The sequence below is a fragment of the Microcoleus sp. B4-C2 genome, assembly GCF_036705265.1.
Lineage (GTDB): Bacteria > Cyanobacteriota > Cyanobacteriia > Cyanobacteriales > Microcoleaceae > Microcoleus.
In genome coordinates, this window is record NZ_JAUBUB010000078.1 from 12926 (window position 1) to 30557 (window position 17632).

18 protein-coding genes are annotated in these 17632 nt (G+C 46.8%); 11 read left to right on the top strand and 7 right to left on the bottom strand.

Annotated elements, in window-relative coordinates; translation table 11 throughout:
• Positions 1-40: 40 nt before the first annotated feature.
• From QUB20_RS20740 to QUB20_RS20755, 4 genes are all read right to left on the bottom strand, one after another.
• The gene (locus tag QUB20_RS20740; protein ID WP_333249049.1) at positions 41-502 is read right to left on the bottom strand and encodes a hypothetical protein; all 462 of its coding nucleotides are present in this window, start codon (positions 500-502) and stop codon (positions 41-43) included.
• 53 nt (positions 503-555) lie between these two features.
• Positions 556-828 carry a hypothetical protein gene (locus QUB20_RS20745; protein WP_333249051.1) on the bottom strand — a complete coding sequence of 91 codons (273 nt, stop codon included), beginning with the start codon at positions 826-828 and terminating at the stop codon, positions 556-558.
• A 55-nt stretch (positions 829-883) separates the two neighbouring features.
• A complete protein-coding gene (locus tag QUB20_RS20750) occupies positions 884-1162 on the bottom strand; it encodes an HU family DNA-binding protein (RefSeq protein WP_333249054.1) in 279 nt (92 codons plus the stop codon).
• Between the two features lie 166 nt (positions 1163-1328).
• The gene (locus QUB20_RS20755) at positions 1329-1760 is read right to left on the bottom strand and encodes a hypothetical protein (protein ID WP_333249057.1); all 432 of its coding nucleotides are present in this window, start codon (positions 1758-1760) and stop codon (positions 1329-1331) included.
• Between the two features lie 154 nt (positions 1761-1914).
• Here QUB20_RS20755 and QUB20_RS20760 point away from each other — a divergent pair, with 154 nt between their 5' ends.
• From QUB20_RS20760 to QUB20_RS20795, 8 genes are all read left to right on the top strand, one after another.
• The gene (locus QUB20_RS20760; protein WP_333249059.1) at positions 1915-3123 is read left to right on the top strand and encodes a hypothetical protein; all 1209 of its coding nucleotides are present in this window, start codon (positions 1915-1917) and stop codon (positions 3121-3123) included.
• 127 nt (positions 3124-3250) lie between these two features.
• The gene (locus tag QUB20_RS20765) at positions 3251-3670 is read left to right on the top strand and encodes a hypothetical protein (RefSeq protein WP_333207454.1); all 420 of its coding nucleotides are present in this window, start codon (positions 3251-3253) and stop codon (positions 3668-3670) included.
• Positions 3671-4072: 402 nt separating this feature from the next.
• Positions 4073-4885: a hypothetical protein gene (locus tag QUB20_RS20770; protein ID WP_333249061.1), complete on the top strand. Its 813-nt coding sequence runs from the start codon at positions 4073-4075 to the stop codon at positions 4883-4885.
• 17 nt (positions 4886-4902) lie between these two features.
• On the top strand, positions 4903-5406 hold the full coding sequence (locus tag QUB20_RS20775) for a hypothetical protein (protein WP_333249064.1): 504 nt from the start codon (positions 4903-4905) through the stop codon (positions 5404-5406).
• A 94-nt stretch (positions 5407-5500) separates the two neighbouring features.
• Positions 5501-5800, top strand: a complete 300-nt coding sequence (locus QUB20_RS20780) for a hypothetical protein (protein ID WP_333234091.1) — start codon at positions 5501-5503, stop codon at positions 5798-5800.
• Between the two features lie 275 nt (positions 5801-6075).
• Positions 6076-7326 (top strand): IS110 family transposase, encoded by a 1251-nt coding sequence (locus tag QUB20_RS20785; RefSeq protein ID WP_333249066.1) that lies wholly within the window; start codon positions 6076-6078, stop codon positions 7324-7326.
• Complete coding sequence (locus tag QUB20_RS20790) at positions 7323-9869, top strand: ATP-binding protein (RefSeq protein ID WP_333249069.1); 2547 nt, start codon at positions 7323-7325, stop codon at positions 9867-9869. The genes QUB20_RS20785 and QUB20_RS20790 overlap by 4 nt, the downstream gene beginning before the upstream one ends.
• Before the next feature lie 285 nt (positions 9870-10154).
• A complete protein-coding gene (locus QUB20_RS20795; RefSeq protein WP_333249072.1) occupies positions 10155-10829 on the top strand; it encodes an N-acetylmannosamine-6-phosphate 2-epimerase in 675 nt (224 codons plus the stop codon).
• 524 nt (positions 10830-11353) lie between these two features.
• On the opposite strand, the gene QUB20_RS20800 is transcribed toward QUB20_RS20795, so the two are convergent.
• Positions 11354-11713 (bottom strand): phage holin family protein, encoded by a 360-nt coding sequence (locus tag QUB20_RS20800; RefSeq protein ID WP_333052282.1) that lies wholly within the window; start codon positions 11711-11713, stop codon positions 11354-11356.
• A 224-nt stretch (positions 11714-11937) separates the two neighbouring features.
• Here QUB20_RS20800 and mrdA point away from each other — a divergent pair, with 224 nt between their 5' ends.
• Positions 11938-13752, top strand: coding sequence for a penicillin-binding protein 2 (gene mrdA / locus QUB20_RS20805; protein ID WP_333249074.1), 1815 nt, complete (start codon positions 11938-11940; stop codon positions 13750-13752).
• A gap of 96 nt (positions 13753-13848) precedes the next feature.
• Here the strand turns inward: mrdA and QUB20_RS20810 are convergent, their stop codons facing one another.
• Both QUB20_RS20810 and QUB20_RS20815 read right to left on the bottom strand, forming a co-directional pair.
• Positions 13849-14589, bottom strand: a complete 741-nt coding sequence (locus QUB20_RS20810; RefSeq protein ID WP_333249077.1) for a Uma2 family endonuclease — start codon at positions 14587-14589, stop codon at positions 13849-13851.
• A gap of 181 nt (positions 14590-14770) precedes the next feature.
• The gene (locus QUB20_RS20815; protein WP_333249081.1) at positions 14771-15802 is read right to left on the bottom strand and encodes a hypothetical protein; all 1032 of its coding nucleotides are present in this window, start codon (positions 15800-15802) and stop codon (positions 14771-14773) included.
• Positions 15803-15904: 102 nt separating this feature from the next.
• Between QUB20_RS20815 and QUB20_RS20820 the strand changes: the two genes are divergently transcribed.
• Both QUB20_RS20820 and QUB20_RS20825 read left to right on the top strand, forming a co-directional pair.
• Positions 15905-16840: a metallophosphoesterase gene (locus QUB20_RS20820; RefSeq protein WP_333249084.1), complete on the top strand. Its 936-nt coding sequence runs from the start codon at positions 15905-15907 to the stop codon at positions 16838-16840.
• A 27-nt stretch (positions 16841-16867) separates the two neighbouring features.
• Entirely contained in the window at positions 16868-17350 is a 483-nt protein-coding gene (locus tag QUB20_RS20825; RefSeq protein WP_333058439.1) for a PD-(D/E)XK nuclease superfamily protein, read from the top strand.
• Positions 17351-17632 lie beyond the last annotated feature (282 nt).

Consider the following 17632-nt stretch of genomic DNA (forward strand, 5'->3'; position numbering starts at 1 on the left):
ATCGCACTTCACGACAAATCGGCCGCTTCCTACATATCGACTACATATCGAGCTCAAAACCTTCAGCTTCAAAAGCGCGCGTGACTTGCTGCATCATCGCAGCGGCTCTTGCCAATATTTCGGGAGAGAGGCTTTCGTCATCACCGGCGATGACTTCCGCCCTTTTGTAGCCAGTGCAGCGGCAACCGAGGTTCAGAAGGAATTTCTCGCAAGGTTCATCGCAAAACTCAGCAGGCAGGATGTCCTCAGTCGGATTCCAGCCAAGTTCCAGCACTTTGTAAGTTTCAGATTCGGGATTGAATAACTGTTGCAGTTGGTGAGCGGTTTCGATCGCAATCTTGGTAAAGGTATCGCCTCCAACACTAGGGTGACGGGTTGCCAGTTGAATATGGCTGATGATGGCAATGGCTGCCAGCGGCGGAAGCTCCACAGTTGCAGGGGGCAAGTCCTGCATCGCCATCATTTCGTCGGCGTATTTCTTCAAGTCGGGGGAAATTTTCATTGTGTCTACCATTTGTCTACAAATTGTCTACAGCCGATCGCACTTCACGACGATCAGCAATCATATTCTTGGTTCCAACCCATTTCTAGCAGTTGGGCTGCCACCGGGAATCGGTCGGCGTCAAAAATCAATTGCTGCCATTGTCGGGCTAACTCGACAGCTTCCTGCACTGTAGAACTGCTTAGTGCTGCTGGATGGCGGCTTGCCAGTTGGACTGTAGAAATCATTGAAAATATTAGCGGTCGCGGAACGTCCAGCAGCACCGATTCAGCCCTGCCGATCGCCGCCATCTCTTCTTTAAATTTCTCAAAACTCGGGTTTGTCATTTCTTCAGTGTTCCTTTTTATAGCCGATCGCCCTTCACGACGATCGGCAAATTGTTTACCGCCCGCTCACAGCATCCTTAAACATCTTCCCTGGGGAAAATGCAGGAACTACAGTTGCCGGGATTTCCATCTTCTCCCCAGTTTTGGGGTTCCGGCCCTCACGAGCTTTCCGCTCCCGAGCTTCCCAACTGCCGAAACCGACTAGAGTTACTTTCTCGCCGTCGGCGACCGCCGCCGTAACTGCATCAATAAAAGCGTCTAGCAGAGTGCCAGCTACTTTCTTGGTGGTGTCTGCTTTGGTGGCCAGCAAGTCCACCAGTTCTCCTTTGTTCATAAGTGCGATCGCCCTCCTGCGGCAAATATCAAACAAGTAATTACTAGCCCAATAAGCAGCATCCCTTCTATGCCTAAGCCTTCCATGATTGCTCCAAAGATAATGACTAATATCTAATATTTAACGCAAAAACCAGCACGAGACGCTGTGCTGGCTTCTGTTGCGATTATTCTGCGAGGTCTTCTTCCCCGTTTTGGTTGGATGAGTGTGTTTGCTCTGTCGTGCCTAGCAATTGTTGTTGCTGCCGCATTAACTGCTGTTGTTGCTGCTGTAATTCTTTCAGCTTGATTAGATTGTCCAGCTTTTGTTTATACTCGTCCGCTTCTGAACGATACCAAACGATGCACTCCTGACTCTTGACCAACTGCTTTCTCGCATCGTCGATTAGCTGGTCAATAACTCCCCCAAAGGGGTCGAAATCTCCAATTCCCGCCGCGCTAGCTTCTCGATCAAGTCCGAGCCACTCACCCCCAAACCGTGTGCTAACTCCCGAAAGAGCCTCGCCCCCGTCGGTGTCAACGTAAATGTCCTGTTCGTTCTCAATTCCCCGTACTGCAACTGTTGTGCTTTCTTTACTTTGACCATGTTCTTGATTCATAACGCCTACCTTAAAAGATTACCAAAGTTACACTTGTGACCTTGACAAAGACACAAGTGTAACTTCATGATAGTCGAAAGTCACACTTGTGACAAGATTCCATTGCATACCCCAAACGTTTATGGGTGGGTAACTCTCACCCTTTCCCTAACCTATGTACAGCCCGGAAAGTCTGAAACAGAAGAATCTCAAGGAACTCAAAGAAATCGGCTGGCAGCTTAATGTGCTCCCCGACGGCGACAGACGGTGCCGCCAAAACTGGATTGATGCCCTAGTCGGTGTGCAGCCCCCGCTGCTGCAATTGCTGGAAGTTTCCCCGGCAGCGGAAGTTGAACTGGTTGCTGAGGCGATCGAAGTTCAAGCCCAGGAGCCATTGCTGGAATCTCCCCCCAGAGCGTGTGAGTGCCCGATCTGTGGCGCTGTCCATGCCTTGTACAGCACGAAAGACTATTTAGATAGACCGGAGATTCGCTGTTTGCACTGCGATTACAGCAGGTTCAAAAACTACCCCGGCGCAATTCAACTTGAAGTCCAGGAGCCGCCGATCGAATCCAATTTCGGCCGCATCGTTCATCCGAAATCGGCCGTTAAGCTGATCGAACCGGCGACCGAAACTTCCCCCGGTGTCGAAAATTTCACAGAAGCCGATCGCCCGCCGAACCGTGGCGACAATGGCCGCGACAGACTGGAAGTTGAGCCAAAATTGAGCCAAAGTGCGATCGTACCAGCGACCGAAAATCTCCTCGATGTCGAACCTGATCCGAATCCGATCTTGCCGGGAATTAAACTATCTGATAGGTTTCTGGCGCGTTATTGCCCGCCACGGTCTGAGATTATCCACTTTCAAGCCGACAACGACGGGCAACTGAGCTTGATCGACTTCACAGTAGAAACCAGCGATGAGCCGCCAGACCCGGATGATTACCACTCCATATTCGCTTTTTGGGCCGCCTACGATGCCTGGGTTGAGGCAGATGAAGATGAAGATAAACCGATAGAAATTTCCCTCGACTCAATGTGCGAGTGGGCTCCTTGCCCGGCCGCCTGGTACGAACCGGCTGCTAAAAGTTCCAGCACTTGCAACTTTTCTATCCCGACTTTTGACACTTGGTGCGATCGCGCAGCGCACCAAAACGACTCCGACGAACCGCCTGACACAGGGATTTTTGCTCGACTGCCGGGGCCCAAACCGCCGAATTTTCCACCAAGGGCGATCGGGTCTGACACTGCCAAAAAGTCCTTAAACGCAAATCGGCATACTACACGCAGCCCAATCGCAGCCCAAGCGCATATTACCCACATCGCCGCTGGCAGTAGCAGTCAGTCAGGGCGATCGCCTCCGGGAGGTGATGCCATGCACTAGAAGCGGCTGCTTGCATAGAGCATTGAACATGACGAACTTATCTCCCATATCTCGTTTGTGCGATCGTCTTGATGAGAGACGTTAGGGCGATCGCTTCCTCGAACCATCATTAAACAGGTGAAAATCAATGACTTTTCTGAAGATTTCCATTCCCGTCTACAAAAAAGACAAATGGGAACGACTCGAAAAAGATGGAAAACTGGAAGTTAGCAGCGAAGTAGACAGCCTTTCAGATGCCTATGAAATGCTGAAGCAACAGCTTGATAATCTACTGGCTGAGCTTGATGCTCAAAACCGTTTAGCGGAAGATTCCGAGAGCTTAGAGCGGCAAATTCAGCAGAAAGCTTACACCCTGAAAACTCTAACCAAGGATATTGAGCGAGCAACGGAACACTATGAAAGCCTGAAGCTTTTCTTAGAAAGGCTGGGCATAGACCCGACTGCTTACCAACTCACGTTTGATAAGAGATTCTTACTACAAGACGCATCTTTGTCCGAGGTGGAAATCGTGCCGCCTGAGCCAAGATACCCGGACGGCGTTATTTAACCAACTTTGAAGCGATTACTCCGTGAAAGAGAATCGCTTCCTACTAACAACTAACATGGAAATTACCGCCGATTTTAATGACATCTTTTGGGAACCCCTAGAGGATGAGCCAGACATGATTTATCACGACAATTAACAAATTATGGAGATAACGAAATATCACATTGACTGGTATGTAGAGCCAAGGGAATGCAATTTTGACTACAAAGGGAACGACTGCCCAGCATGGGCTTTAGGTCAAATACGCCTACCTTTTGCCCCCTATACAAACCTGTTTGTTTTAGTTTGTGACTTTGCGTGTGAACTTCATTGGTTTTCCTGCGATAAGGTCTCTTTCAGTCCCCGCATTCCCTGGAACGATTCACACCGAAAACGCGCCCACACTTTACTAACCACTGATAAATGGAAAGCACTGCCAATTCATTTTTAAACGAACCGCTCAGTGAGTTTCAACCGCTCTTGGACTTCGCAGAAGAAACCCTCGCTACCGCCCCTTACAACGATTTGAGCGAACTGACGCACGAAATTAAAAGGGGATTTCTAGACTACGTGCGGCAAGGAATCATGCTTCAGACAATCCGCCGATATCGTTTGTATAAGTCCAAATTTAAGGATTTTAAAACCTACTGCGAGCAAGGACTCGGCCGTCAGCACTTCTACTGCAAGCAAATCATCAAAGCAGCCGACATCTGCCTGCGATTAATTAAGTCTGGCTTCAAAATTTTGCCCAACTGCGTAGCCCAAGCTACAACGCTGGGGAAATACGCAGCGGTGGACAAGTACGGCGACAGCCCCCTAGAGAGCAAGTGGCAGGAAGTGGTCGAGACCGTACCGAAGGAAAGGATTTCAGCAGTGACGATTGCCGAAACCATTGACGAGAACCCAGAACCCAGACTGCAGCAAGTCCGTATTAAGAAGGACACTTACGCACTGCTAGCCAAGAAAGCAGCAGCGGCCGGTATTTCCTTCCAAGAGCTGATGGACAGAATCGCGGACGAGTACAAGCCCCATCAAGAGGAAGAAGAAGAGCCAACCATACCCACTCCGGAGCAAGAGGAGATTTTAGATCAGCTAGACACCGAGTTTCAGAAAGACACCGGCGCGATCGGCAAAACCGACAAACCGCTAGCAGGTTTTGGCAAACCAAAGCTATCAAAAAGCTATCAAAAAGCTATCAGACCGAATAGATCCGACAAAGCGTCGGACTCATCCTAGTTAGTTTTTTTAAAACCATGTCTCACAATACTTTCACTTACAGGCATTCTGACTTGCCCGCGTTTCGCCCTGAGCAAAAAGCGGAAATTATCGCCCTCGGTCTCCACGCCGATGATTTGATTCTCAAGAGTTGCGGAAATTATCGCGAACTTGAAGAGCTAGCGGAAACACTCAACAACTCTCTAAATACTTGCGAGATGAACCTGCAAGCCATCCGAAGAATTCCCGATGACAGGCCACAGCCCGGAACTATCAGCTTGCAAGATTTGCCAATTGAACAAAAACAACTTATTTTTGAGTGTTCAAGAACCAATTCGATTTTGCTTAATTTACTCAGTGAAATTGTTGGCAAACCTTGCGAGGAATTGGCTAGGGATATTGCCATTCAAGCAGCCATTCATCAAAAGTCAGCAGAGGCAGACGAGATAGAAGAATTCATCAACGACGTGATGATGCCGTTGGCCCAACAAGTCAAGGAAAAACATCCGGGCAAAGGTCTTTACATTTTCAAACAACTCTAAGCAATAAAAAGCAGTTAAACCAGATTTTAACTGCTTAATTCCAAGCTATCTTGACTATTCTTCCACAATACGTCTACCAATTTACCATTTTACCATGAACCAAACTCAAAACAGACAAATTGCTGCACTGGTGCAATCTGCCAAAGAGCGATTTGGCGATTTTAGCGAAACCAAAAAGCAAGAAATATTCCTCTGTATCAAAGAAGCCAAAGCGCGCGGACTACTACGCAAACAAGCGCGCGATTTGTGCTTGAACGAACATATCAACACGGCTAATTATTTGCTGAGAACTTACTCAACTGAGGAATTCGAGCGAGCGTTAGCTCAAAACCTTGACTATGTATATGTGTACGTGGCTCTTGTTAGCACTAATTCCATCCTGACAACCGCCTGACGAGCGCCGCCTCGAATCAGCGGCCGAAACTCCCTTTTTTAAGGGGAGTAGCGGATCGATTCCAACCCGACCGCCAATTAAAAAAGGCGCGATTTAGGGCTTTCAGATTGAATCAAGCTGCAAAGGCTTTTTTGGTTTCACAAGCTCGGTCGCTGCCTAATTAATTGTTCGTCTCGCGCACTTTGAAGCTTTAAGAGTGAAGTAGGCTCATGTGGCCTTTGGGTGATTCATAAGCTGCTGCTGCGAGATTTGGAAAACTCACCCTTAAAAATGGAATGACTCAAATTATTGGCTTGGATATTAGCAAAGCCTCGGTTTCGTGCTGCTTAATATCAGAAAAAATTGACGAACCGCGCGAGTTTTATTACCGCTACAATTTCCACAAACTTGCTGCTACAGCGCATGGCATGAATGAATTACTTGCACTAATTGGATCGGAATCGGATCGGGAAAACACGATCGCCATCATGGAACCCACAGGGGTTAATTACCAAATCCTCTGGGGAACCCAGCTTGCACGGGCGGGAGTAGAAGTGCGACTGGTAGGGCATAAAGAGCTTCGATCGTTCCGCGAGCATCACTTGGGCTTACCCGACAAAGACGACGACGCCGACGCGCTCGCCCTTGCCATTTATGGTTGGGATTACATCGACACGCCGCGCCGATTTGTGCAAATGCGCGATCGCACAATCGTACAAATTCGCCGGCTGGTGCTCCGGCTCGCGCACCTTAACCGAGTGCAAAGTCCGATTATCAACCGTGCTCGCCAAGATTTAGCTTGGCAGTTTCCAGAAGCGGCGCTGATTAAATCGCTGCGGTCTGGTGAAAAAGTGCCGTTGCTTTGGGGCTGGTTATGCGGCGAGCGACAGTCAGTTAAATACGATTTGCTGTTGGATCGGTCGATCGGACTGGGAATAACCGATGACTTAAGAAAACACGCCGCCAGAATTTGCGACTTGCAGCGGGAAGAAATGGTTCTTGAATTTGAGCTTTCTAAGTTGGTGGCAGAGCCGCAGTTCTTGCCATACCGGAAAGTGTTCGCTCAATTCGGTTTCGGCCGCCGCGTTGAAGCGCTGCTTTTGTCGCAAATTTACCCGTTTGAAAACTACCTCGCTGCCGACGGCCAGCCCGATGTCAAAATTCGCAAGGGAAGGCGATCGGGTAAGCCGACCAAGCGGCATTTATCGCTTCGCCGATTCTGCAAAGCTTTGGGGTACGCGCCCTCCCAAGAAAGCAGTGGCGACTTGCAAAAGTCTAAAGTTGTGGGTGGATCTGATTTGTGCAGAAAGGCTCTCTGGCAGTGGATCTTTACGCGAATCGAACCAAAGCGCGCTCGCATGGCCAACAACATTGGCGATCGCTTGGGGGAAATCATGGATTCAGAAAAACTCAGTGGCCGGCCGGTGCGGTTGGTGCGATCGCGGGTAGCAGCTAAAGCGGTTAAGCTGTTATTCAAAGAGTTGGTGCAGGAGCTCGTTCACTCCAATCTAAAATCTAAAATCCAGAATTCAGAATTACTAGAGTGAAACCAAAAACCTTAAATCGGACTTTGCCGCTAGCAACCTTTGAGGCTGCTTACCAGTTGTTACAGCAAATGGCTGAAATCCCAGGGGCGATTTGGCTGACCGACGATGCGATCGCTGATTCTCAAAATCTGGAAAATTCGTCGGAAAGGTTTGCAGCAGTAGTATCAGACCATTTTAGCGCGCTGCTGCGGGGCAATCTATTAGATGAGTTCGCAACAAACGGACACAAGCACAGCGAAAAAAATCTCTATTCGCAATTGAATGTGCAGTTGACTTTCGACCCTGGGGCGATCGCCAATTTCCTGTCTACCCTCGCAGACAAACTCGCAGAAATAAAGCCCGCACCCCCGTGGAAAATTGACATTCGCGCCATCAAACAAGCAATTAAAAATATACAGCCCAACTCGGCCGTTCTTCAAAGCGAATTCACCCTAAATTTGCTGGATATTCTAGCTGCTAAGGCCAGCCAAAATAATCGCCTGCCCCTACACAGCCAAACAGAAATAGAGGGAAAATCAGCGCCCAAAATTATAGATCCAGAAACGCTACAAAGCCAGATTGCCGAAGCCGTCAATCAATTACAAATTGCCAGTCCCTGCATTTCATTTTGTCAGCCAGTAGAAGATGCTTTGCAGCAACAGCTTGAACAAGAGCGACTTTTGAATCAGGTGACAACTCAAATCCGCCAGAGTTTGGAATTGCCTGTAATTTTGTCAAAAGCAGTCGAGCAAGTGCGAGAGTTTTTGGAGGTTGATCGCCTGTTAATTTATCAATTTGAAAAAGTGCCAGCGCCGCACAAGGCCGAGTTAGCTAAAGAAAATCCTGCGGCAGTTTCTGGGTGTGGCGAAATCATAGCAAATTCCGGGTATTACTTGTATTTAGGTCGTGTAACTTACGAAGCTTTAGCTAACGATACTATCTCGTCTGTACTGAATTTTAGTGAAGACGCGCAGTGTTTTACCAATGGAGTCCTTGACCGAGAAAAATATCGCAAAGGTTTGGCTTTGTGCGTCGCGGATGTGGAAACAAGTTACTCTTCGCAGCCTTGTTTTTTAGAGTTGATGCGGCGGGCGAAGGTGCGGGCAAAGTTGCTAGTGCCGATCGTAGTTCAAGACGACTTGTGGGGGCTGCTAATTGCCCACCAGTGTACTTTTCGCGAGTGGGAAGAAAGCAAAAAAACATTTTTGCGACAAATAGCAGAACATTTGGCGATCGCGATTTACCAAGCCGAACTTTATGCACAAGTCCAGCAGCAAAAGCGCACCTCAGAACAGCGCGTAATAGAGCGCACGCGAGAACTGCGCGATGCACTGGTTGCAGCCCAGTCTGCCAGCCTCGCCAAGAGCGAATTTTTGGCAGCTATGAGCCACGAATTGCGGACTCCTCTGACTTGCGTCATCGGCATTTCTGACACGCTGCTGCGGTGGTCTTACGGCAAAGTTGGCAGTAAAGAAGTGCCAGTGCAAAAGCAGCGGCAGTACCTGCAAACTATCCGAGACAGTGGCGACCACTTATTAGAATTAATTAACGATATTTTAGATTTATCGCAAGTAGAAGCGGGAAAAGCAGTATTAAAAATTAGTGAATTTTCACTTTCTAAATTAGCTTCTCAGAGCCTGCACGCCCTCAAAGAAAAAGCTGCAGCTAAGGGCGTGGAACTGCTGCAAGAACAGCGGATAAAACAAGAGTGCGATCGCTTCATCGCTGACCCGCGCCGCGTGAGACAAATTCTCTTCAATCTTTTAGGAAATGCGATTAAATTTACTCCCAAAGGCGGGCGAGTCATCCTGCGAGTTTGGGTGACAGAAGATAAAAATCGAACGTCGGCAGTGCGGCATCCCGGTACTGCACCTGCAGGCAGCACCGCTGTTTTTCAAATCAAAGATACCGGCATTGGAATTCCCGAAGATCAGCGATCGCTGTTGTTTCAAAAATTCCAGCAGTTGGATTCCCCCTACCGCCGGGAATACGGCGGCACCGGTCTGGGATTAGCCTTAACTAAACAGTTAGTAGAGCTTCACGGCGGCGCGATCGAAGTCAAATCTCAAGTTGATGTCGGCTCTACTTTTACCGTTTTTATACCCATCCAAACTCTAACCAAAGATGAATCCACAAAATTAACCTATGAAAAATCTAATTCATCTTTACCGCTGCATTATTCCTCGCGCGGTAGCCTCGTACTCGTGGAAGAAGATGAAGAAACTGCCATGCTGATTTGCGATATCCTGACAGCAGCAGGACTGCAAGTGGTGTGGATGATTGAAGGTTCAGCGGCGGTGGAACAAATTGAACTTTTGCAGCCGAATGCTGTGATTGTCGATATGCGTTTGCCCGGTATGAATGGCTGCGAAATAATTCACCAACTGCGCGAAAAACCCGCTACTGAAAATATTAAGATTCTAGCTTTAAGCGCTAATGAAATTCCCGCAGATCAGATATCTTTCGTGACGGCGGGAGCTAACGATTGTTTGGCTAAACCGATTCACCCTGAGCAATTGCTGGACAAAATTATTTCTTTAATGGCTGGGATTGGTAATGGGTAATACAATTTTAGATTTTAGATTTTAGATTTTAGATTGGGGAATGACCACGAATTTCAAAGGTGGTACCCGCCACGTGATTTATCCCTGGAATCAATCCAAAATCGAAAATAGAAAATCCTCAAGAAAGAGCATTTATCCGTGGGCTCAATCTAAAATCTAAAATCTAAAATCTAAAATCGATTGACTCATTGGATATGGGTTGGGATATGGTCTACAGTTACATTCTTTTTTTGAACTGGTATAATTTGTAATTCCCAATTACCAATTCCCCATCCGCAATTCCCCATGATTAATTGTCAAATTCCTACAGGATTAATTGTTTCTTGTCAAGCACCTGCTGATTCGCCGCTGCACGATCCGATCGTAATTGCGGCAATGGCTCGAACCGCTATCAATCGAGGTGCATCGGGGGTGCGGATTGACACTCCGGCTCACATTGCAGCGGTGCGAAAACAGATATCCGCTCCCATAATTGGGATTTGGAAGCAGCAATTGCCGGGATGCGAGATTTACATTACTCCTCGGTTTGAAGACGCGCGGGCGATCGCTGCTTCTGGAGCCGATATTATCGCCGTTGATGCTACTGAGAGAAACCGTCCTGCTGGCGAAGAGTTAAAGACGTTAATCGCGCGAATTCACAGTGAATTGGGCAAATTAGTGATGGCGGATGTAGATACAATAGAAGCTGCGATCGCGGCAACCGAAGCTGGTGCAGATACTGTAGCAACTACTCTTTTTGGCTATACTTCCCAGACGGAAAAATTTTCGCCGCCGGGATTTGATTTGGTTGCGGAAATGGTAGAAAAGCTTAAGGTTCCCGTTATCTGCGAAGGCGGGATATCGGGGCCGGAAATGGCTAAAAAAGCCTTGGATTTAGGAGCGGCGGCTGTTGTTGTTGGGACAGATATTACTGGGATTGATCTTAAGGTGACAGCCTATAAGTCGGTGATTGGCAAGTAAGAAGGAAGTTCGGCAACGGATTGTTTAACGGATGTAACGGATGTAACGGATTGAAGGAAGTTCGGCAACGGATTGTTTAACGGATGTAACGGATGTAACGGATTGAAGGAAGTTCGGCAAGGGATGTAACGGATGTAACGGATGTAACGGATGTAACGGATGTAACTTATATCTTGCACCATTCTCAATTAGCTTTTTAGGAACAGGCTTTTCGGCCTGTTCCACAAGAAAATATACTCTTTGTGGAACGGGCCGGAGAGCCCGTTCTTGAGAAGGGTGCAAGATGTGAGATGTAACGGATTGAAGGAAGTTCGGCAACGGATTGTTTAACGGATGTAACGGATGTAACCGATTGAAGGAAGTTCGACAACGGATTGTTTAACGGATGTAACGGATGTAACGGATTGAAGGAAGAAGGGAGAAGAAATATTCGGCGATAGAAATCGGTTGTAGGCACACGAAACGCGCCAGCTAAGGGTGGGAAATATCGGGCGATTTCTATCGCCCTTTATCAGGGGAAGTTGCTAAATCAGCGCGCCGTTGATAAAGCTGCTAACTACAGCCAAGGCGATCGCCCCCAGTACCGCGCTCCAAAGGCCCATCCGCAAACTAAATCCTTCAACTAGCTTCGCAGCCGAGGCAAAAACAATCACATTCATTACAAAAGCAAACGCGCCGGAAAGCAATCCCAGCGTCAGTAGGTTCGGCACGAAAAAAACTGCTTTCAGAATTGGCAAAATTAAAACATTCAACATTCCCAAAACTGCAGCGGAAATTACTGCTTTCGGTGTGCTGTCAATTTCTACGCCGATCGGGAGTTGAGAAATTAGCAGCAAGCTGCTGCCCGTCACCAGCCAAGCAATCAAAAAATCGATCGGTTCCACAGCGCCCCTACCTCCTTAACAGTTGAATTGTCAGAAAAACCTGATATTTAACATACATCTTATATAGCTTAATTAAACAATCCGGCTGATTCGTCTGCCAATCGACAGAATTTATGTCTGTTACTAAAGAGTGAGAAGTTATAATCCCTGTAATCATCGGCCCAATCATCCGGATGGGGCCCGTATCAACCTGTTAGTTGAATAAAAAGAGCAGATTAATTAATATGGCTGGCGATTTTTCTTTTAACTCTAAAGTCCGATTCGACAAAAATGGCTTGGACAATGCTTCACGGCAACGCAGCCGATCGCTCCAAGTTATGATTTTTATGCTGCTCGTCACTACCTTGATGACGCTACCAATATTTCGTCTAGCCGAACTGCAACTGATACAGGGAGCCTACAACCGACAGCGGGCGGAAAATAACCGCATTCGCCCTGTTTCAGTCCCCGCGACTCGCGGTCAAATTTTAGACCGCAACGGCAAAATTTTTGCGGCCAGCCGCGTATCTCGATCGGTCTATGTGTGGCCAAAAGAGCGATCGGCCAAGGAGTGGCAAGAGATCGCCGCTACACTGGGCCCGATCGTCAAACTGCCCGCGGCCGAAATTGTCAAAAAAATCGATGCCGCTGGCTACAGATCGGCCCTGCCAGTGCGAATTAGTAAAGATATCGATGTCGGTACTTTCGTCGCTTTGGGAGAACAAGCTAATACTTTGCGGGGAGTTGAAATTCGCGTAGAATCGAGCCGAGACAATCCCCACCAGCAATTAGCAGCTCACCTTTTGGGGTACGTCGGCGAAGCTAGTTTAGAGCAATTAAAAGCTAATCCTGCATATCCGATGGGGATGCTCGTGGGTCAAATGGGAGTGGAAAAATTAGCCAATTCAACTTTAGAGGGCGTTTGGGGAAACCGTTTAATCGAGGTGAATGCTAAGGGCGAGGAAATCCAAGATTTAGGTGTAAAAGACCCTATTCCCGGCAAACCGGTGCAGCTAACTTTAGATTTAGATATGCAGAAAACTGCAGAAAAAGCTTTGGGCGATCGCCTGGGTGCAGTTGTGGCGATCGACGTAAAAACCGGAGCTCTTTTAACAATGGCTAGTTGGCCGACATTTGACCCCAATATTTTCACCCGCAAGGTGACTCAAACAGAATGGGAGCGGCTGCAAGGGCCAGAAAAACCGTTTTTAAATCGAGCCGTTCAAGGTTATCCAGTCGGTAGCACTTTTAAAATTGTCACTGCTATAGCGGGGATGGAGTCGGGCAAGTTTTCTCCTGACTCGACTGTGGCCACTTCTTCTTCAATTACGATCGGCGGAATTTCTTTTAACGAACACAGCGGCGGTTACGGCGTTATCGGTTTCCGCGACGCTTTAGCCTACAGCAGCAATACGTTTTTCTATCAAGTAGGTATGGCTGCCGGCCCCGAAGAAATGGCGAAAGCAGCTAAAAAAATGGGCATTGGCGGTACTATTAATTTAGACCTTTTGGGGTTGGAATCCGCCAATCACGGTCAAGTTCCGGTACCAGCAGAGAAACAGAAAATGTATGGTGAAGATTGGTATGTTGGGGATACGGTAACAATGTCGATCGGTCAAGGTTTGGTACTTTGTACTCCCTTAGAATTGGCTGTGATGGTGTCAACTGTTGCTAATGGCGGTTATCGAGTTCAGCCGCATTTATTGGCTTCTCAAACTAACACTCCTATTACCAAAAAAGTTCCCACAGGTATTAAGCCGGCCACTTTGAATGTTGTTCGCGAGGGATTGATTGACGTGGTGAAAAAAGGTACTGGCAAACGCATGAATGATGGTACTATTCCTTTAAGTGCTGGTAAGACTGGGACGGTGGAAATGCCCGGTCATCCTGACAATTCTATGTTTGTGGGTTTTGCTCCCGCTGACAAACCGGAAGTTGCGATCGCAGTTATAGTTGAAGGCGGCGGATTTGGTTCTGTATCGGCGGCACCAATTGCTCAAGAGGTATTCCGAACCTATTTTCAAAAGCAGGGTTTTAAACCTACTAATAAGCCTCTCTAGTCATTCGTTAATAGTTGACTGTTGGCTGTTGACTGTTCTCAGTTTGTCCCATACTTCGATCGCACTATTCTTGATATCTTGGAAAAGTGCGATCGCTCAAAAGTTTTCCCCTACCAATCGTCTCACTTCCACGGTTGATAAATTCATCATTTGCGCTACCTGTTCCCGACTCATTCCAGAATTTAAGAGTTGAGTTACGAGCGATCGTAATGTTGACTCCGCTGCCAGTCGTCCCAGTTTTTCTTCCTTATGAGTCTTCAAAAACTCACCCGTTTCAGGAACTCTAAACCTCAATTCTCCTGAAATTAGATGCAATTCCAGTCCCAGCACTTCACTGAACAACCACAGCGTATCGAAAGCGATATTGTTGGCAGCAATCGGCTCGTACTGATTGTTTATTAGACGTACTCCCTGTAAAATCGGATTTAGGTAATCTCCCGACGGATCGTACTGAAAATATTCCCTAACTCCCAAAGCTCGATAAATTTCCGGTTTGGTTTCTTGGTCTTTCGTCTGAGTTGTTTCCGAAGTAATTTCTAACACAAAATCTGGAGTAATTCCGCCTTCTTCCCAAACTTTATAATTATCCCTTTTGCGGTTGGCAACTCCAAACACCACATAAATATCGGGAGCAACAACCGCTTGGTTGTTCCCTTGTTCATAATAAATGAAAGAATTGGCTGACACGTAAACATCAGAACGTTCTTGAAAGTAAAGCTTGACAGCTTCAACGCTGTAAGTCATGTAATCGCGCGTGATGTCGCTTTCAGCCATCGGCTCTCCGTCGCTGCTGGGATATTCAATTTCTAGTTGTTCGACTTGAGTTAAAATTGTCATTTTTCAATTTTCCTCAAAGTTAATTAATTTAATGGTAGCATTCTGTCAGGTTTGAGAAAGTTTCAATATCCTCAAAAAAATTAACAGCGGTAAGGTGTGCACTGCACACCTACATAATTAGGTGCTGCGTCCTGGACTGTAAGGCTGTTAAGATGGTGTACAGATACAGACTCTTTAAATTCTAATTAATCCCTCTATCTAAAATAATCATTTCCGAACCTACAACCGGACTTCTAGCTATTAACTTGCCTTCCATATTCGCAATTTCTAACTTGCTGAAATCGAGTGAGTTAGCCTCCTTCCACATCTTCGTTGCTAGTTGATTTTGCTCAACTACGCTGAGTTTGTACCAATCTTCAGCGACTTTTACCGTCAAAATGCTGCTGGCAAAATTCGCTTGAACCGACTCAACTAAACCGCCGCCCAGTCGATTCTTAATGTCAGTAACTTGAGTTTGAATCGCAGCAATCAGAGACTGTTCGGGCGTCAGCGGTGGCGGTGGGATAATTTCTACGGGTTGCGGTTTTTCCGGCGCCACTAAATCGGGCAACTTGCTTTTGAAGTTAGCAGAGATTGGCTCAGATGGTACGATCGCCTCTGGTGATTTCGCCGTTCCCGACGCCAGAAAATCGTCAAATGTTGGCGACGACTGCTGCGCTGCTGGCAAAGGCACTTTTGCTACTTTCTGCGGTGGTTTTGCCGAGAAACTGTTGAAAGTTAAACCGACTACAACGATCAGAATTGCTGCTAGGGCTGCGTTTAAAATTGGATCGGACAGCTTCTGGTTCGTAGATGGTGGCAGTAGCGATCGCACTAGCCGCACAATACTTTGCCAAAGTATACCGACGTTCTGTAAAAAGCTCCCTTCCGTGCGTTGGGATACAGGTTTTTTATCAACTTTTACAGCAACTTTTGGTGGCACGCTGTTAACTTCCGCAGCAACAGCGGGAGGAGTTACTGTTGCTGAGTCAGAAGCGGTGGGCGCGATCGGCTTTTCTTGCTGCAACGGGGGTTCGGCTGGTAATTTTTGGCCTTTTTTTCCCAAGTTCCCAATCGATGCAATCAAAGTTTTGATTCTCTGATTTTTGGGAACCGCGCTGCTGGCATTTTGAGTTTTGCTGCCAGTGGGGGCAGACTTTGCAGCCGAAGCAACCTCCGGTGTCGGAGATTGAGAGGGTTCTGGAGTTGGTTGGTTTAGTTGTTCTTCTGACATTTTCTCTGCCTTGGGGCGTTGCAAATATATGTAAACGAGATAAATTTTAATTGAGCCATCTCAACCTTAATTTATCATTTAATTAGTTGTAACCGAATCAAAATGAGCATCAAACGTCGTCACTTTCTAATTTTAGGCAGTCTCAGCAGCTTAGGTTTTGCCGGAGTCTCGAAAATGATTCAGCTTCGGACTTCCTCCGGTAGAGACGCCAACGCTGCTGTCCCTTCTAACGTTGAGGCAGAAAGGGCGATCGTCCCTTTACCGGCCTCACAGCCTATTTTAAGCTTTATTTCGGTAGCCGACACCGGTACCGGGGCTGAAGGTCAGTATGCTGTCGCTGAGGCGATGACCCAATATCACCGGGAAAACCCTTTTAATGTTGCTGTTCTCGCCGGCGACAATATCTACAATAACGGCGAAATTGAAAAAATTAATGCTGTTTTCGAGCGACCTTATCAGCCATTATTACAGCAAGGTGTAAAATTTTATGCTTGTCTGGGAAATCACGATATCCGCACTGCTAACGGCGATCCGCAAGTTAAATATGCGGGTTTTAATATGCAAGGTCGCTACTATACATTTCGGCGCGATCCGGTACAGTTTTTTGCTTTAGATACCAATCACAATGCGGATTGGAAAAATCAGCTTGTGTGGCTGGAAAAAGAGTTGAGTCAGAGCACCGCACCTTGGAAAGTTGTGTTCGGCCACCACCAGATTTATTCCTCTGGCGTCTACGGATTGAATCAACCTTTTATTAAGACTTTAACGCCTTTGTTTCAAAAGTACGGCGTGCAGCTTTATATCAACGGACACGAGCATAGTTACGAACGGACTCGATCGATTAACGGTACGACTTATTTAATTTGCGGTGCCGGCGGGGGCACTCGTCCGGTGGGGCGTTCTGAGTGGACGGAGTATTCTGCTAGTCGCCTGAGTTTTGCGACGTTTGATGTCTATGAAGACCGGATGTTTGTCAGTTCTATCGGTACTGACAAACGGGTTTTTGACCGAGGGGTGATTCAAGTGCGATCGGCTTAATTCAAATTATATTCAGGGGAAAACAAAATGAATAGGGGTTTTAGAGCCAATAAAACTGGTTTTGTTTTAGAAACAACTGTAGAAGGTACGTTGAGAGGCCACGGATATCTCGAAATATGTCCCCAGTTGCCGAAAAAGCGCAAGCGAGATTGGCTCTTAAGCTCTACTGAAAATTCCAAGCGATATGCTAAACAGGTTTATATCGGAGCTAGCATTTATGAAACTGAAATAAATGTGGATTTTTATATTGTTGGTTGCGGTTTGTTTCCTCTGGGTCTAATTGTTGAGTGCAAGTGGCAAGAAGACAAAGGTTCAGTAGATGAGAAGTATCCTTACCTTAATTTAAATATTAAAAATTGTTATCGGGTTCCTACTATTGTTATAGTGGGTGGTGATGGTATGAGACAAGGTTCGATCGACTGGTTTAAAAAACAAATTCCTGACAATGACAATCTGTTGGCAGTTCACAAGCTCGAAGGTTTTATTACCTGGGCTAACAAATATCTGTAACAGGAATTATGGAACTTTGCCTCGTGTGGGGAAACTACGTATTGCTCCTACAAAATATGCTTAGGAGTGCGAATTAAATAATTTACACTCTTGAAAGTGGGAAGTAGGGGTTGGGCTTATAGCCCATCCTTTCTGGACGGGCGGGACGCCCATCCCACAAGAACCATCACGCATTCTAAGTTATTTAATTCTCATTCCTTAATTACAATACTCCGGACAGTTTTTAAATAGGGATGCTTACGCAATAAAGCACAGAAGCGAAAAAACTGAGTGCTATCTGAA

Excerpts from the sequence above, each read along its gene's own strand:
- QUB20_RS20740 (WP_333249049.1), bottom strand. The coding sequence starts at position 502 with ATGAAAATTTCCCCCGACTTGAAGAAATACGCCGACGAAATGATGGCG.
- QUB20_RS20745 (WP_333249051.1), bottom strand. The coding sequence starts at position 828 with ATGACAAACCCGAGTTTTGAGAAATTTAAAGAAGAGATGGCGGCGATC.
- QUB20_RS20750 (WP_333249054.1), bottom strand. The coding sequence starts at position 1,162 with ATGAACAAAGGAGAACTGGTGGACTTGCTGGCCACCAAAGCAGACACC.
- QUB20_RS20755 (WP_333249057.1), bottom strand. The coding sequence starts at position 1,760 with ATGAATCAAGAACATGGTCAAAGTAAAGAAAGCACAACAGTTGCAGTA.
- QUB20_RS20760 (WP_333249059.1), top strand. The coding sequence starts at position 1,915 with ATGTACAGCCCGGAAAGTCTGAAACAGAAGAATCTCAAGGAACTCAAA.
- QUB20_RS20765 (WP_333207454.1), top strand. The coding sequence starts at position 3,251 with ATGACTTTTCTGAAGATTTCCATTCCCGTCTACAAAAAAGACAAATGG.
- QUB20_RS20770 (WP_333249061.1), top strand. The coding sequence starts at position 4,073 with ATGGAAAGCACTGCCAATTCATTTTTAAACGAACCGCTCAGTGAGTTT.
- QUB20_RS20775 (WP_333249064.1), top strand. The coding sequence starts at position 4,903 with ATGTCTCACAATACTTTCACTTACAGGCATTCTGACTTGCCCGCGTTT.
- QUB20_RS20780 (WP_333234091.1), top strand. The coding sequence starts at position 5,501 with ATGAACCAAACTCAAAACAGACAAATTGCTGCACTGGTGCAATCTGCC.
- QUB20_RS20785 (WP_333249066.1), top strand. The coding sequence starts at position 6,076 with ATGACTCAAATTATTGGCTTGGATATTAGCAAAGCCTCGGTTTCGTGC.
- QUB20_RS20795 (WP_333249072.1), top strand. The coding sequence starts at position 10,155 with ATGATTAATTGTCAAATTCCTACAGGATTAATTGTTTCTTGTCAAGCA.
- mrdA (WP_333249074.1), top strand. The coding sequence starts at position 11,938 with ATGGCTGGCGATTTTTCTTTTAACTCTAAAGTCCGATTCGACAAAAAT.
- QUB20_RS20810 (WP_333249077.1), bottom strand. The coding sequence starts at position 14,589 with ATGACAATTTTAACTCAAGTCGAACAACTAGAAATTGAATATCCCAGC.
- QUB20_RS20815 (WP_333249081.1), bottom strand. The coding sequence starts at position 15,802 with ATGTCAGAAGAACAACTAAACCAACCAACTCCAGAACCCTCTCAATCT.
- QUB20_RS20820 (WP_333249084.1), top strand. The coding sequence starts at position 15,905 with ATGAGCATCAAACGTCGTCACTTTCTAATTTTAGGCAGTCTCAGCAGC.
- QUB20_RS20825 (WP_333058439.1), top strand. The coding sequence starts at position 16,868 with ATGAATAGGGGTTTTAGAGCCAATAAAACTGGTTTTGTTTTAGAAACA.